Genomic DNA, 15,316 nt, shown 5'->3' on the forward strand with positions numbered 1-15,316 from the left:
AAATATGGCTGTTAAGGTCCAATTAACGTTATGACGTAACGTTATTCTCCTGAATTTTCCATTAAACTAGCAAATAAGGTGTTTTCAGAATGTTATTTTGCGGATGTGTCTCACTTCATGCCATGGAAGCAACACGTTATCTTGATTTGCATAGGGAATTCACGAAAGTTTCGCTGGCATCTGTTGCTAAGGAGTACATAAGCCGCTATAAGCAAGGGGGCAGGCCGTTCGTCCGAGGAACACCTACTTCGCTAACATTGGCTGTGCTCATTAGGCATTTTTGCGGATACTGGGATATTTTATGAGAAATCTTAAATATCTTTTAGCAGGATGGATTCAGACGATTTACCCTCTATCTCAGATTTTCTATGATGAGGGTATTGGAGGTTGAAACAAGTATGGAAAAACTAGGAAAACAGGCGGAATCAGTATCAAGGGAGACATTAAGTCATGCTGATCTCATCGAGAAATTTACAAATCCACCTATGGAGCATCGCGCTATCCCGTTCTGGTCGTGGAATGGTAAGTTGGAGCAATCCGAATTAGATACCCAAGTCGAAGGTTTCAAGGAACAAGGAATGGGCGGATTCATGATGCATGTGCGAGAAGGTCTTGAAACCCCTTACATGGGTGAGGAGTTTATGGATCGTATCAAGGAAACCGTTGCTAAGGCAAAGGCTGAGGGGGTATCGGCATGGTTATATGATGAAGATCGCTATTCGTCCGGCATGGGCGGAGGTATGGTGCCTCGTATTGGTGGTGATGCTGTACGCGCCAAGGCATTGTCGCTTACCATATGCGGAAGTTACGAGATGGACGAATCCATTCAAGCTGTGTATCGAGCTATCATTAATGGAAATGAGCTGGCAAGCTGCGTGAGGCTATCGGATTTCCATACGGCTGGCAGCACGCTTGACGGAGCAGAAGTTTACTTAGTTATGAGACGACTTATTGCTTCTCCCAACGATTGGTGCCACGGTGAGACGTATACGGACACTATGAACCCGGATTCTGCGCGTATCTTTATCGAAACGACGTATGAACGTTACAAAGAGGCTGTCGGTGATGAATTTGGGGAAACAATACCCGGTATTTTTACAGATGAGCCCTTTATACTCGGTTTCAGGGAACAGTTAAATGAGCCGGAATTGACATGGATCCCGTGGTCGGAGTACATGCCTCAAACCTTTGCCTACAAAAATGGGTATGAAATTTGGGAATCGCTTCCTTACTTTTTTTTCCGAGGCGAGCCCTCCTCCAAGATTCGTTTCGATTACTGGAAGACGGTCACCGACATGTTCTGCGAGGCTTACACGAAGCAAATTGGTGACTGGTGCAGAGCGAATGGGATTGCATTTACTGGTCACTACTGTTGCGAAGAAGATGTCGTAGAAGCAGCTCGGTATGGAGGTGCTGTTATGCCTCATTACCGCTATATGGATATTCCCGGCATCGATACGCTGTGCGAACAGACCAACGAAAGCCTGTCGATTAAAGAGGTGTCCAGCGTAGCTCATCAATATGGAAAGAAGAAGGTCATTACTGAAACTTATGGAGTAACGGGGTGGGGGCTATCATTCGAAGGTCGCAAATGGATTGGTGATTGGCAATTCGTACTAGGTGTCAACGTATTAACACACCATTTGGCGCTTTATACGCTGCGCGGATGCCGCAAAAGGGATTACCCGCCTTCTTTTAACTATAACGTGAACTGGTGGGAGCATAATCATGTGATGGAGGATTATTTTGCCCGACTAGGTTCGGTTCTAAGTGAAGGACGTGTCGTTCGAGATGTGCTGGTCATCCATCCTGCCGCGTCGGTATGGGCTAAGCTCGGTAAGGATGTGCAAGCGGCGCAGTGGCGCAATCAAGGTGGCAATTCAGAAGAACTTAGCCGATATAGCCTTGCATTTAACCATTTTATTCGGCAGCTTCTTGGTGAGCATTATGACTTTGATTTGGGGGATGAACTGATCCTTGAAGAGATTGGAAGCGTTGAGGGAGACCAACTACGGGTTGGGGAAGCTGCCTATCGAGTTGTTGTGCTCCCATCACTATCTAATTTGTTAAGAAACACATATAAGCTGCTGCTCGATTACTTGAATGCCGGAGGACTTCTATTTTCATTTGGCGACGTGCCGGTCATGTTGGAGGGGAAGATGTCGGAGGAGCTGCAACTCTTAACTGGGCATCCGCGTTTTATTCAGCTTCAGTCCAGACACAACTTAGCTGCAGAAATAGAAGCAGTCGTCCCGCGTACGGTTAGTCTAATGGATCGTAATGGACGTGAAGCAGACCTACTTCTGTACATGCGCCGTGAACTTAAGGATTGTACGATCGTATTTGTCGTCAACAATGACAGGGAAGCTGGACATGACGTGGAGGTTCGCATCCAAGGGAATGGACGGGTTGAGCAGTGGGATCTGCTATCTGGCCAAAGGGCAGAGAAAACGGCGAAGGCACAGAACGGCTACGTCGTGATGCAAGAAAAATTTGGTCCAACGGATTCGAAGTTGTACGTCATTTCTCACAATGATGAGCTTCCACTAGGGAGTCAGCGGCCTCAAGGTGAGCTAAAGCCTCTGACGGCGCTGGGTCCGATGGCTTCATTTTCGCGGACGGCGCCTAACGCCTTGGTTCTGGATCGTTGTCAATACCAGCTCCGAGACGAAACGTGGTCACATGCCATGGACGTGTGGCAAGCGCAACGGGAACTTCGCGAGAAACTGAACATGAGACAGGTTTATATGAATAGCAATTATCAAAGATATTTGTGGATTCATGAGCCGCATGAAAATGATGGCACTCCTACTGCTTTTCGCTGGGTTTTCAATGTGAAGTATGTTCCAACAACAGATGTATTCTTGGCTTGCGAGCAAGCGGAACGCTTCCAATTCAGACTAAATGGTCGTCTTGTTACAGAGGTGCCAAATGGCTGGTACTTGGACAGGAGTATGTCCACCCTTAAGCTGCCAGCTCTGATTGAAGGAGAGAATGTGCTGGAGCTGCTTTGTGCGTATACGCATGACATGGAAATAGAGAATGTTTTTCTTCTCGGTGATTTTGCAATTGATTACAACCAATGTCTGATCAAAGAACAGGATAAGCTCCGATTCGGGGATTGGTGCCTACAGGGCTATCCGCATTATTGCGGAAGCATGGTTTATCATTTTGATCTTAATATCGACGAAAGTGGCGGTAAGAAAACGTTACTGGAAATGGGCCCATATGAAGCAGTCACATTAAATCTTAAAGTGAATGGGAAGCAGGGGCGGGCGATTCCTTGGCGAGCAGTTGGAACGGTAGATCTTACCGATGACTTGATTACAGGAATGAACCGAATTGAGATCGAAGTGGTGGGTAGTCCTCGCAATTTGCTGGGGCCGCTTCATGAAATCCGTACGAACCAGGCTTGGACGGACTGGTGGTCATATCATTCATCAGGTAAAGAGTATACGCAGGATTATATCCTGCATCCTTATGGCTTATTGGGGCAAATTCATATGTATCAAATGGAATCAGATCAAACATAAGCGTTTTTACGAAAGGTGGTATTATTATCAGAAAATCTAAAAGTAGTTGATATTTCAGCAGTTGTGTTGATTTACGAACGTTGAATGGCTGCCATATGATAGCGTTATCAAAGGGGCCAGATGTGAAACAGTTTTTGAAATTGTCCTGATGATAAGTGATACGAATTAAATAAAAGAGGGACGGTGTATTCAACTTATGTTAAAGAAAAAGGTTACAAAAGGAGCCCTGCTTTTCACGCTGACAGCAGCGCTTCTTGCAGGTTGTACCGGGAATGGAGGCACGGACGTTTCTACGAGTTCTCCTAATACAAGTATGCCAACCGGTACAACGACTAAAGCGCCTGAAGCGGCAACGATACGCTTACTAACGGATGCTTCTACGGCATGGCCGGCTAAGAAGGATTGGGCAGTATGGAAGTGGGTAAAGGAAAAAACAAACATTACGATTAATCAGGAACTGCATACAGGTCCTGAGTCCTTGGCTCTTGCCGTCGCTTCCGGCGACATGCCGGATATCATGTCTGTGTTTCCTGCAGAAGCTCAGAAGTACGGTCCGCAGGGCGCTTTTCTGGATCTGTCGAAGCACCTCGACAAAATGCCGAATCTGAAAAACTTCCTGACATCTCGACCTGATGTCGCTCGTAGAATGACATCCCCAGGCGGCGAAATGTACCATGTCCTGAATGATGGCGCTGGTGCCGGGAACAGAATGACCTTCTTATATCGGGATGATATCTTCGCGAAACACTCGCTGAGTGAGCCTAAGACGTGGGAAGAGATGTATGAAACCGCGAAGAAACTGAAGCAACTATACCCGGATAGCTATCCATTTGTATTCCGTCATGGGATCGGTACGTTGAATTCATTTGCTCCGCAGTTCGGTATTTATCCATTCTTCTTTGAGGACCCAACGACTGGCAAAATCAAGCTTGGGGTTACGGATCCAGGTGCCAAGAAGATGGTCGAGATGTTGAATAAATTTTATAAAGATGCTTTGATTCCACCAGATTGGCTTTCGATGGATTATAAGGCGTGGACGCAATTCATTCTAAACAATAAATCGTTTATCAGCATTCAATTCATCGGTCAAATCGAAATCATGAACACGCAGCTTCAGAATGGTGCTCATTTGAAATTCATGCCTCCTCCGTTAGGTTATGGATCCAAGGCCTATAGTCCGAAGGGTGACTATGAACTTTATGGTCTCTCCATATCTTCCAAAACTAAAAATTTGGACGCTGCGCTGCGTTATCTCGATTTTATTTATTCCAAGGAAGGAACCGATATTCTAAGCTGGGGTAAAGAAGGGGAAACCTATACGATTGTTGATGGTAAAAGGAAGTTCTTGCCTCAGTTTAAAGAGCCTAATGACTTGCGCAAAGAACTGGGTATTATGACAACAGGAACGTATGGTTATGTTGATTTCGAAGCATCCAAGTCGCTCAGTAATGCCAATGAACAATATTCTCACACGGAAGCAGCCAAATATGATTACCCTGTGATCAACAGTTTACCTCCGCTCAGCGGGGAAGAGAAAAGCGCGATTTCAACAATAGAGGATCAACTTCTTAAATATTATGAGAGCTCTTTAGCTAAATTCATTATGGGGGAAACCCCAATGACGCAGTGGGATGCCTTCCTTGCCGAAATGCAAAGGATTGGTTCGCAAAAGGTTATTGATACTTACCAAATTGGACTTGATCGTCTGAAAAAGAACTCGAAATAGTTGGTGAAATGAACAGGGCCGAACATGAGTAGGATCGTTTCGGCCCTATTTCTATAGAAAGGAGACTCGCCATTGAAGCTATCGATCTTCAAGCAAATGAAGCGTGATCACATTTTTTTACTCATGCTTGCACCCGTGTTGGTGTACTATATCATGTTCAGATATGTGCCAATGTTTGGGATTGTCATCTCATTCATGGATTACAATTTATTCAAGGGGTTAGCGGGTAGTGAATGGGTTGGCCTTAAATATTATAAGTTATTCTTTGCCAATCCAGATGCCCTTGTAATTATCAAAAACACGATAATTCTTGGGGGATATAAGCTCCTATTTGGCTTCCCGGCGCCGATCATTCTAGCCATTTTAATCAATGAGCTGCGGAGCAAAATATATAAAAGAGTCATACAAACGGTCAGTTATTTGCCCTATTTTTTATCTCTAGTGGTAGTTTCAAGTATCATTGTTATGTTTTTGTCCCCAAGCAATGGCTTGGTTAACGAGTTGCTCCAAAAGATGGGATTCCCAGCGATAAATTTCCTGCAGAAATCTGAGTGGTTTCGAACGATTTATGTCGGCTCGGAAATTTGGCAACACACCGGTTGGAACTCGATTATTTTCCTAGCTGCCATCACGACCATTGATCCCCAGCTTTATGAAGCGGCCAAGATGGATGGAGCGAGCAGGTTAAGGCAAATCTGGCATGTAACGCTGCCGGGGATGGCCACGACAGTCGTTATCATGTTCATTGTGCAGATTGGCTACGTACTGGAAATCGGTTTTGAGAAAGTGTTTCTATTGTCTAATGCTGCCACTTACGATAAGGCGGATGTTATAGCCACTTACGTATACCGCGTGGGTATCTTGCAAGGCGGATTCAGTTATGGCACGGCTATTGATTTATTTATGGGAGTTATTGGATTCCTCCTCGTTTATTTGAGTAATAAGCTCAGTCGTAAATATGGGGAAACCAGCCTATGGTAAGGGAGAAGATGAGGTTGAGAAAACGGATAAGTCTGTTTGATATTGCAAACGTCCTGCTGTTGGGAATCTTCGCCTGCTGTATGTTATTTCCCTTCATTCATATGGCAGCAGTTTCCATAAGTTCGGCAGAATATGTGACTTCTAATCGGATCAGTTTTTGGCCCAAAGGGATTCATTGGGATGCGTACAAGTCGGTTCTGAAGGATAATCGTATACTGATCGGGTACAAAAATACACTGATCTATGTAACGGTGGGAACCACCCTTTCGCTTATATTTACCACATTGGGAGCTTATGCCTTATCGCGGAAAGTGCTTGTCTTCGGCAGAACGTTTATGTTGCTCATCGTATTCACCATGCTGTTCAGCGGCGGCTTAATTCCAAATTATCTCGTTGTACGCAGCTATGGCTTATTAGATACGCGCTGGGCGATTATTTTGCCATCCCTTGTATCTTCCTATTTCCTGATCATTATGCGTACGTTTTTTCAAGGCATTCCAAGTGAATTAGAGGAATCAGGCAAAATAGACGGACTATCTGACTTGGGCAACTTGTGGCGGATCGTTCTTCCGCTGTCCAAACCCGTCATGATGACGATTGGCTTATTTTATGCGGTGCAAATTTGGAGTAACTTCTTCTCTGCGCTTATCTATATACGAGATGCGAGCTTGTACCCGCTCCAAGTTACCATTCGGAATATCGTTCTGATCGGTCAGGTTTCGGATACAACAGTAACGACAGCTATGGGAGATAAACCAATCGTCTTGGAATCTCTGAAATATGCGGTTATTCTGGTTGGTACATTGCCTATCCTGTTGATCTATCCTTTCATTCAGAAGCATTTTGTTCAAGGTGCGACGTTGGGGTCGGTCAAAGGATAAGAAGAGGCGCGGGTACAATTAACTGTGTGGCACACTCATCTGAGCCTAGCTCACAGATCCGGTCTAAGCAAATAACTGGATTTTCTACAGCTAATTCAAGCGAAATCATCACGATTTGCACAATAACTGGATTTCCTCCCGTTATTTCAGGCCAATTCAGTCAAACTGAACCTGTTGAGTAAAATTAGATGTAGGAAATCCAGTTAAACTCCCTAAACGCAGGATTTGCTCGGAAATAGATGGAGAAAATCCAGTTAATCCCCGAATAAGAGGCAATTAAAAAGCGGCAGTCTAGGACGGTGTTATGCCTTCCAAGACTGCCGCTTTTTGGTTGTTAGACGCGATAATTCTTACGATACACTGAAGGACTAATGCCCATCTGATGTGAGAATACGCGACTGAAATAAAAAGCATTTTGAAACCCACATTGTTCAGCAATGTTTTCCAGTGTGTCTTGGGTTTCAACGAGTAATAAGCGAGCACGGGCTAGTCGCACTTTGGTTGCAAAGCGCACAGGGGATAAGCCATAGGCCGCTTGGAAACGCCGCGTAAGCTGAGAGCTGCTTATGCCGAGTGTTGCAGCAAGCTCTTGTAAGGATAATTCGTGTTCACATGTCCGTGATTCAATATAGGCAGCTGCCTTGTTCATTAAGGGATCCACGGTTCCCGCATTATTATGCTGCGCTCTGTATTGTTCACGATGGGATTGGAAAATCAGATCCTGAATAAGGTGTTGTGCATCTTCTGTGTACTGCTGGTGAAGATCTTTGGTTTCTTGCCACTCCTGCAAATATTGAAATGTGGATCGAAGTCGGCTGACATCTTTCAAGCGCACAACTTGTGGAAGCGTCCAATCTCCCAAACATGTGAATTCACAGAAATGAAAGGACAGCGTCTGCTGAACATGTCGTTTCAATATGTGACCCGGCGGACAAAAGATTAATTCGCCAAATTGCGTTAGCTGTTCTTTGGTATCGTCTCCACCATCGATGGTGAACGAGAAGCTGCCATCTTGGGCTGCCAACATGACCCAACCTTGATACGTATCTTCAGCTAGTGAAAACTGCTCACGTTGTACCGCATAATAATAGCGCGTTAATTGGATGTTGGGTATCAAATGACCACTTTCCTTTCGATGCAAAAAAGTATATGTATAAGTATAACTCTGTGCATGGAATAAGGGAAGTGTTCGCTGTAATATAAGGATATAAACAAGTCGACCACTACTGAATGTCGGCAAAAAAACAAATGAGAGGTTGGGGTTTACATGAAAAAGAAATCCTTGAATATCTTGACACACGAGCAATTGAATACGTATAACGAGCAAGGATACTTGGTTTTGCGAAACGTATTTACAGAGATGGAAGCGAAAGTCATTCAAACGGAATGCGATCAATTGCTAACATTAGGCGATTATACGGATAAATTTAATGTCCGTGCTGGTCATAAGAGTTATGTTGACGGGTCAATTGCCATTGAGCGTCTAGATCCTGTGCATGACATTTCGGCCGTGTTCGCTGATTTAGTGAAAGACGAGCGACTACTAGCCCCATTGCGTGACATTTATTTGGATGAGCCGTTACTTTTCAAAGATAAATTAATCTATAAGCTCCCTGGGTCCAATGGCTACTCGATGCATCAAGATGCCGCTTGGTGGCAAGGTTTCCCTATTGAAGGACTTATCTCCGTGATGGTTGCGATTGATGGCGCGACAACGGCTAACGGTGGCTTGGAGCTGTTCCCTGGGTACCATGGACATTTGCGTTCAACACCAGGTGAACTAAGAAACATGAATGCGGAAGAGATTGCTGAAATTGATCCTAAGAAGGGTGAAATTGTTGAAACAAACCCAGGGGATGTTATTATTTTCCATTCCTTCACACCTCACCAAAGTGGAGCTAACACATCACAAGTAAGTCGTAAACAGTTGTATTTGACATATTCCCCAAGTAAAAACGGTGACTTGTATAAAGCTCATTATCAGCACTACCAACGTTACAGTTTAAAAGGGAAAGACACTTCTAGCTATTATTTCTTGTAAAATATATGAGGAGATCTGCCTACTAAAGGTAGATCTCTTTCCATTGCTGCCTAAGCCATGCATGACTTACATGATAATCGTAGAATCGTCCAAAAACACATAGAATCGTTAATCGCTTTCATTCCTGAATAGGGCTATTCTTAATAAGATATGAACGAAGCTCAGATGCAAATCGCAATAGGAGGTTGAGCCGCATATGTCAAGTAACAAGGAAGCAATACTCGCTCACGGCGCACTTGTGTCCTTCTGGGACTTTCAAGAAGAAGCTGGACAATCCCGGGTTGCCATGGGACCTTATCGCTATACATTAGAAGAACAGGCTGGACCGATAAGCCGAGTGGATGAAGGTGTTTTTGGTTCTTATGCTGCAAAACTGACATTTGGTCAATGGTTTAACTTGCCACGTGAGAATTGTCCGGCCCTTGATTTCCATGGCCCAGAAGCACAAGTGACAATTCTAGCATGGCTAAAACGTGAGGACAGACCCGGTGGGCAATGCGAAGCCATTGCTGGCATGTGGAACGAAACAGAGAAGAAGCGTCAATATGCGATGTTCCTGAATTTGAGGATTTGGGATAGCGGGGAGCAAGTCGGTGGTCATGTCTCCGCGGAAGGCGGACCGACACCAGGGCATCCTTGGTGTATGACGACTGCGATTGGTTCAACACCATTAGTGAAAGAACAATGGTATGCACTTGCTTTTACATATGACGGTACGTATGCCAAAGTGTATATCGACGGTGTGTTGGATGAGAGGGAAACCTACAATCCTTATTTGTATGAGAATGGCCTATATGATGGCGGAGTCTTGGGAGCGGATTTCACTGTAGGTGCGGTGCACCGCTCTGGCGAGATGGGCAATTTCTATGCGGGACTTATCGGTGGGTTGGCTGTATTGAATAAGGCGCTGACAAGTGAGGAAATTCTGGCGTTAACGGGTAAATAAATATTGAAACAAGCGCTCGTAAATAATGAGGAAAGCCGGTTCCCAAGAGGGACCGGCTTTCTTATTGATCGGTGTCTGTACACTGTGAAAAACAGGGAAAGTTTCGGTGCAACCATCCAATAAGTTTGGATCATGCGGAGTATGGGTATAGTAATTTTAGTAGGAAGCTAAACTAAGAGGACATACATACAGACTAAAACAGGTTAGGAGTGAATGATAACCGTGCAGAAATCTATGATGGTTTTACCAGATTTAAAGGATAAGGTTGCAGTAGTCACCGGAGCAGGCTCTGGTATTGGACGTGCGGCTGCCATGTATTTGGCGCAGCAAGGAATGAAGGTATGCCTTGTGGATCTGAAGGACGATCGATTAGAGCAGACGAAACATGAGATTGAAGCAGCAGGCGGCCAGGCTATAGCTGTCGACATCGACATCTCCGATCCGAATCAAGTTCAACAGGCGTTTGAGCAAACGGCACAGACGTGGGGTCAGATCCACTTTGTTTTTGCCAATGCCGGCATCAATGGGGTGTTGGCGCCAATTGAAAACATGAAATCAGAGGACTGGGATCGTACGTTGGCCGTCAATCTAAAAGGAACTTTCCTAAGTGTTAAACATGCGATTCCTCACATGAAAGAAAATGGCGGCAGCATTGTTATCACGAGTTCCATTAATGGAAGTCGCACGTTCTCAGGATTCGGTATGACGGCCTATAGTTCATCTAAGGCGGGGCAAGTTGCCTTTGCCAAAATGGCCGCGTTAGAATTGGCTCAGTACAAAATACGCGTCAATGTCATTTGCCCAGGCTCCATTAAGACGCATATTAGTGAAAATACGCAGCCGACACCAGAGCTTGAGAATATCAAAATTCCGATCAAGTACCCAGAGGGGAATCAACCCTTGGAACATGCGCCTGGGGAGCCTGAACAAGTTGCCAATCTGATAGCTTTCTTGGCTTCCGAAGCATCTCATCATATTTCGGGCACAGAACTGTTCATTGACGGTGCCGAATCTTTATTAAGATGATATGAAATCATGTAATAGTAAAAAAAGAGGCTGTTTCAAAAGTCGATGTAGACTTTTTGAGACAGCCTTTATTCGTATTTCATAACTTCGCCCCATGATTGAGCTTCCGATAAGCAGATGGAGACATGCTGAGCCGCTCTTTGAATACACGCGAGAAAGTGGCATAGGAGGTAAATCCGACCTCGTAGCAAACGGAGGTCACGGGTTCGTTGCTAGAAATTAGCAAACTGCATGCGTGTGATATACGTATTTTTTCAAGAAAGTTATGGAAGTTATCCCCGATAATTGATTTAAATGAGGAGCTGATATGAGGGACGCTTAAATAGAAGCGATCTGCCAACGATTCGAGTTTAATATCATCGCGGAAATGTTGATACACATAGAGAATGATTTCCCACATTTTCCCCTTCTTGTTAGGGGGTCTGTAGGTGTCCATGTCTTTCATGGTGAAACAGCCACGTTCCAACAGGATCAGGGCCTCTGTTAATTTGGTTATAAACATAAGCTGACTCAAGGGTCTATTAGTAAGAATTTCCTGATGCATCCTCTCGAATATCGGAAGAAGCTGTTGGCAGAGTTCAGGCTCCAATTGGTAAGAAGGATCTCCTTCTGTACCTGCACGAAGCAGTATATCGTTAAAGGAAGCAGTACCGCTATCGGAACCATAGATGGCTTGCAAGCCGATGGCGCCAATATATAAATGCAGCTCTTGTCCTCGGTCGATTTTAATTTGATGGACTTGATGTGGAAGTAAGAGGGTGAATGTGCCAGGCCCAATAGGACGCTCCATGCCGTTTATGATTTCAGTGCCGCTACCGTAGAAAGCGTAGGTATATTCAAGGAAATTGTGTGTATGCGGCGGGACGTCGGCAGTTAACTTGTGAATTTTGAACGTAAACGGGAATGCATCGTGCAGCTCTTGGTCTCCTGGTAAATTGAATGGAATCATGGAATCACGCGCCTTAGAAGAGAATCGGTCACTGCTATCATCATCTAAAATCTTAAAAAATGAGATACTTTGCATAATTTTGATAAGAAGTAATAAGCCGTACTGCTTACAATGTAAGAAAAAGAATGAAGGGAAGGTTGTAACGAATATGAATGTTTTGCAATATGTGAATCCTTTGCAGGGGACAGCTTCTACATTCCGATTCTCCAATGGGAACACGCTTCCTCTCGTTGCACGACCATTCGGTATGGCGGCGTGGAGCCCACAAACCGATGAAGCGGGAAAAGGCTGGTTCTTCCATCCATCACATCGTCATTTTGAAGGGATTCGGCTCACGCATCAACCAAGCCCCTGGATTGAAGATTACGGACACCTTACCATTATGCCGCAAACGGGTCCGCTTGTCATATCCGCTGCTAAACGGTCGTCCTCATTCCGCAGCGAGGAGATGTCGATCAAACCCGATTATTTCCGGGTAAAGCTGCAGCGCTATAATACGTTATTAGAACTAAGCCCGACAGAACGTTGTGCAAGTATGCGAATGACTTATGAGGATCAACAAGGGGCACGAGTTATGGTAATGCCATTTGATGGCGAATCATCCATTACGATAGATCCTGAACGAAGAAGATTAACGGGAAATACCCGCGCGAATTCAGGCGGTGTTCCTGAGAATTTTGCCATGTATGTGGTGATTGATTTTGATTGTGAATTGGATGTGCAGGCGAGTGGAACGTTCGATGAAGCAGGTGAGGTATTCACCCAGTTACACGGTGTTGGGAACCGCCTCGGTGCATTTGTTGGGCTGCGCTTACCGCAATCAGGCGAGGTTAACATCCAGCTTGGGACTTCCTTTATCAGTATTGAGCAAGCGATAAGCAACCTTTCACAGGAAATTGGTTCGAAATCTTTCGACTTGGTGCGGGCGGAAGCAGCACAAGCTTGGGAGGATATGCTGAATCGCATACAGGTGGAAGATCCCGATGAGGACAAATTAAGTACATTTTATACCTGCTTGTACCGAGTCTGCTTGTTTCCTAGGATGTGGTATGAGTGGAGGAACTCAGATGAAATGGTGCATTACAGTCCCTATAATGGTGAAATAGTTCCCGGACCGATGTACTGTGATAATGGTTTTTGGGATACATATCGTACCTCTTATCCACTGTTCAGTCTGTTATGTCCATCTCGTTTGGGTGAGATTCTAGCCTCTTATGTTAATGCCTATAAGGAAGGCGGATGGATGCCGAAGTGGTCTTCGCCTGGTGAACGCAGTGCGATGCCGGGAACGTTGATTGATGCGGTTTTTGCAGATGCTTTTGTAAAAGGAATAGAAGGTTATGACGCGCAAACGGCTTATGAAGGCTTGCTGAAGCATGCCTGTCAAGCTGCGGACGACCCGCATTTCGGCAGGAAAGGCGTAAGTGCCTACCAACAGTTCGGGTACTTACCTGCGGATCAATTTCACGAAAGTGTCAGCAATACATTGGATTATGTATATGGTGATTTCTGCATAGCCCAGCTAGCGAAAGGCCTCGGCAAGAACGAGGATTACACGCTGCTGATGGAGAGGGCAAAGAATTACACGAAGTTATTAGACCCTTCCGTAGGTTTTATGAGAGGGAAAAGGTCAGATGGCCGGTGGGAAGAACCATTCGACCCGATCGAGTGGGGAGGTGCCTATTGCGAAGGCGGTGCTTGGCAGTGCAGTTGGGCTGTTCAACACGATATCGCTGGCGTAGCAGAGTTGATGGGGGGGAAGGACGTTTTCTTGGCACGGATGAAGGAGTTAATGACGACGCAACCATTGTTTAAAGTTGGCAGTTATGGCTTGGAAATTCATGAGATGTCGGAAATGGCTTCGATTGATTTCGGACAATTCGCGATTAGCAATCAACCGAGTTTTCATATCCCGTATCTATTTGCGGCGGCTGGCGCTCCTGCTGAGACACAATTCTGGGTTAGAAAGACGGCAGAAGAACTGTTTAGCGCTGGACCGGACGGCTTGCCTGGCGATGAAGACAACGGCAGTTTGTGCGCTTGGTACATTTTTGCCAGTATGGGGATGTTTCCATTAAGTCCTGGTGTGCCGGAATATGTGATCGGAAGTCCGATGTTTCAGCGGATGACAGTTCATCTGGAGAGCGGCAAACAGATCGTAATTGAAGCTGATCACATTGCGCAAAGTCACCGTTATGTTGAACGTGTACATGTCAACAATCAACAGCATCAGGCCTTATTTTTTTCGCATGATCAACTGTTCGAAGGGGCTTTGATTCAATTTGAAATGTCAGATACCCCGACAAATGCAAGAGTAGAGGACAGGCATTTGCCTTACTCGATGTCACTCCGAATTCAATCAGAAGGGAAATGAAACATGACAACACAACGTGAACCCATCGTGAAACCAGGATTTTTTGCTGAATTTTCAGCAGCGGATAGCCGCAGAGGAGAGTTTGATCTAGGAAACGAGGTATTACTTGCACACAAAGTACCTGTTGATTTTGTATTTATAGGTGATTCGATTACACATATGTGGGAGCTAAATGCCTATTTTGGTCGCGGTGGCCGTTTTATCGTAAACCGAGGGATCGGTGGGGATATTAGCAGCCATGTGTTACGACGATTTGAGGGTGATGTCATTCAATTGAAACCGAAGGTTGTGGTTATTAAAATTGGCGTGAACAATTTCTGGGCATTGGATGGCGCAATCAGCGAGCATAGGAAAACAGCGGAACAAATCATACCTGCACTTGTTGAGGACATTCAGGAAATGGTTCTAAAAGCGAAAGCTAACGGAATTATACCTGTGATCTGCTCCATTCTCCCAACGAATATGCCGCATTCGGGAAACAATACGATACGCAACTCGAGTATTTGCCAAGTAAACGAGCAGCTACAACAAGTTGCCATCGAACAAGAGGCTATTTATGCCGATTACCATGCCCGAATGATTGCGGCAGAAGGCAATGCGTTACGCGATGGGCTTGCAGATGATGGGCTTCATCCACATGTGCTTGGCTATGACATCATGGCGGATGTTTTACGTGAAGAATTAGGACGTAAAGGCATAGAAATCTAAGTATACTGCGGGGGTTGTCCCACTGCCGAATACCATTTAGATGTAAAAACTACAGCTAATGTGCTCGAATTTGACGTATTTTCGTGATTTGATGGAAAACATACAGGTAAATTTTGTGATATTTTAAAAAGTGATGCAATTGAAGGGATTT

Annotated in this window: 11 protein-coding genes; 9 read left to right on the forward strand and 2 right to left on the reverse strand. The window is 45.0% G+C overall.

Annotated features, from left to right (window positions below; genetic code table 11):
* Positions 1-398 precede the first annotated feature (398 nt).
* The 4 genes from AC58PV_RS06915 to AC58PV_RS06930 all read left to right on the forward strand — a co-directional run bounded on the left by AC58PV_RS06915 (position 399) and on the right by AC58PV_RS06930 (position 7,121).
* Positions 399-3,533 (forward strand): glycosyl hydrolase, encoded by a 3,135-nt coding sequence (locus AC58PV_RS06915; RefSeq protein WP_497431535.1) that lies wholly within the window; start codon positions 399-401, stop codon positions 3,531-3,533.
* Positions 3,534-3,729: 196 nt separating this feature from the next.
* Positions 3,730-5,259 (forward strand): extracellular solute-binding protein, encoded by a 1,530-nt coding sequence (locus AC58PV_RS06920; RefSeq protein WP_497431536.1) that lies wholly within the window; start codon positions 3,730-3,732, stop codon positions 5,257-5,259.
* Positions 5,260-5,331: 72 nt separating this feature from the next.
* Positions 5,332-6,240, forward strand: coding sequence for an ABC transporter permease (locus AC58PV_RS06925; protein WP_497431537.1), 909 nt, complete (start codon positions 5,332-5,334; stop codon positions 6,238-6,240).
* A gap of 8 nt (positions 6,241-6,248) precedes the next feature.
* Positions 6,249-7,121, forward strand: coding sequence for a carbohydrate ABC transporter permease (locus tag AC58PV_RS06930; protein ID WP_497431538.1), 873 nt, complete (start codon positions 6,249-6,251; stop codon positions 7,119-7,121).
* Between the two features lie 334 nt (positions 7,122-7,455).
* Here the strand turns inward: AC58PV_RS06930 and AC58PV_RS06935 are convergent, their stop codons facing one another.
* Positions 7,456-8,238: a helix-turn-helix domain-containing protein gene (locus tag AC58PV_RS06935; RefSeq protein WP_497431539.1), complete on the reverse strand. Its 783-nt coding sequence runs from the start codon at positions 8,236-8,238 to the stop codon at positions 7,456-7,458.
* A 150-nt stretch (positions 8,239-8,388) separates the two neighbouring features.
* Between AC58PV_RS06935 and AC58PV_RS06940 the strand changes: the two genes are divergently transcribed.
* The 3 genes from AC58PV_RS06940 (at position 8,389) to AC58PV_RS06950 (ending at position 11,134) form a co-directional block, all read left to right on the forward strand.
* Positions 8,389-9,162 (forward strand): phytanoyl-CoA dioxygenase family protein, encoded by a 774-nt coding sequence (locus AC58PV_RS06940; RefSeq protein WP_497431540.1) that lies wholly within the window; start codon positions 8,389-8,391, stop codon positions 9,160-9,162.
* A 196-nt stretch (positions 9,163-9,358) separates the two neighbouring features.
* On the forward strand, positions 9,359-10,108 hold the full coding sequence (locus tag AC58PV_RS06945) for a LamG domain-containing protein (RefSeq protein ID WP_497431541.1): 750 nt from the start codon (positions 9,359-9,361) through the stop codon (positions 10,106-10,108).
* A gap of 237 nt (positions 10,109-10,345) precedes the next feature.
* Positions 10,346-11,134, forward strand: a complete 789-nt coding sequence (locus AC58PV_RS06950) for an SDR family oxidoreductase (protein WP_497431811.1) — start codon at positions 10,346-10,348, stop codon at positions 11,132-11,134.
* Positions 11,135-11,213: 79 nt separating this feature from the next.
* Here AC58PV_RS06950 and AC58PV_RS06955 read toward each other — a convergent pair whose 3' ends face one another.
* On the reverse strand, positions 11,214-12,083 hold the full coding sequence (locus AC58PV_RS06955) for an AraC family transcriptional regulator (RefSeq protein ID WP_497431542.1): 870 nt from the start codon (positions 12,081-12,083) through the stop codon (positions 11,214-11,216).
* Between AC58PV_RS06955 and AC58PV_RS06960 the strand changes: the two genes are divergently transcribed.
* Positions 12,082-14,457, forward strand: coding sequence for a GH92 family glycosyl hydrolase (locus AC58PV_RS06960; RefSeq protein ID WP_497431543.1), 2,376 nt, complete (start codon positions 12,082-12,084; stop codon positions 14,455-14,457). The genes AC58PV_RS06955 and AC58PV_RS06960 overlap by 2 nt on opposite strands.
* A 3-nt stretch (positions 14,458-14,460) precedes the next feature.
* Positions 14,461-15,165 carry a GDSL-type esterase/lipase family protein gene (locus tag AC58PV_RS06965; protein WP_497431544.1) on the forward strand — a complete coding sequence of 235 codons (705 nt, stop codon included), beginning with the start codon at positions 14,461-14,463 and terminating at the stop codon, positions 15,163-15,165.
* The last annotated feature ends 151 nt before the right edge of the window (positions 15,166-15,316 follow it).

The sequence above is a fragment of the Paenibacillus sp. J22FR83 genome (assembly GCF_059691955.1).

What these genes read in the sequence shown, in the direction of transcription:
- AC58PV_RS06965 (WP_497431544.1), top strand. Translation starts at nt 14,461, where the DNA reads ATGACAACACAACGTGAACCCATCGTGAAACCAGGATTTTTTGCTGAA.
- AC58PV_RS06955 (WP_497431542.1), bottom strand. Translation starts at nt 12,083, where the DNA reads ATGATTCCATTCAATTTACCAGGAGACCAAGAGCTGCACGATGCATTC.
- AC58PV_RS06915 (WP_497431535.1), top strand. Translation starts at nt 399, where the DNA reads ATGGAAAAACTAGGAAAACAGGCGGAATCAGTATCAAGGGAGACATTA.
- AC58PV_RS06940 (WP_497431540.1), top strand. Translation starts at nt 8,389, where the DNA reads ATGAAAAAGAAATCCTTGAATATCTTGACACACGAGCAATTGAATACG.
- AC58PV_RS06945 (WP_497431541.1), top strand. Translation starts at nt 9,359, where the DNA reads ATGTCAAGTAACAAGGAAGCAATACTCGCTCACGGCGCACTTGTGTCC.
- AC58PV_RS06950 (WP_497431811.1), top strand. Translation starts at nt 10,346, where the DNA reads ATGGTTTTACCAGATTTAAAGGATAAGGTTGCAGTAGTCACCGGAGCA.
- AC58PV_RS06920 (WP_497431536.1), top strand. Translation starts at nt 3,730, where the DNA reads ATGTTAAAGAAAAAGGTTACAAAAGGAGCCCTGCTTTTCACGCTGACA.
- AC58PV_RS06960 (WP_497431543.1), top strand. Translation starts at nt 12,082, where the DNA reads ATGGAATCACGCGCCTTAGAAGAGAATCGGTCACTGCTATCATCATCT.
- AC58PV_RS06930 (WP_497431538.1), top strand. Translation starts at nt 6,249, where the DNA reads ATGAGGTTGAGAAAACGGATAAGTCTGTTTGATATTGCAAACGTCCTG.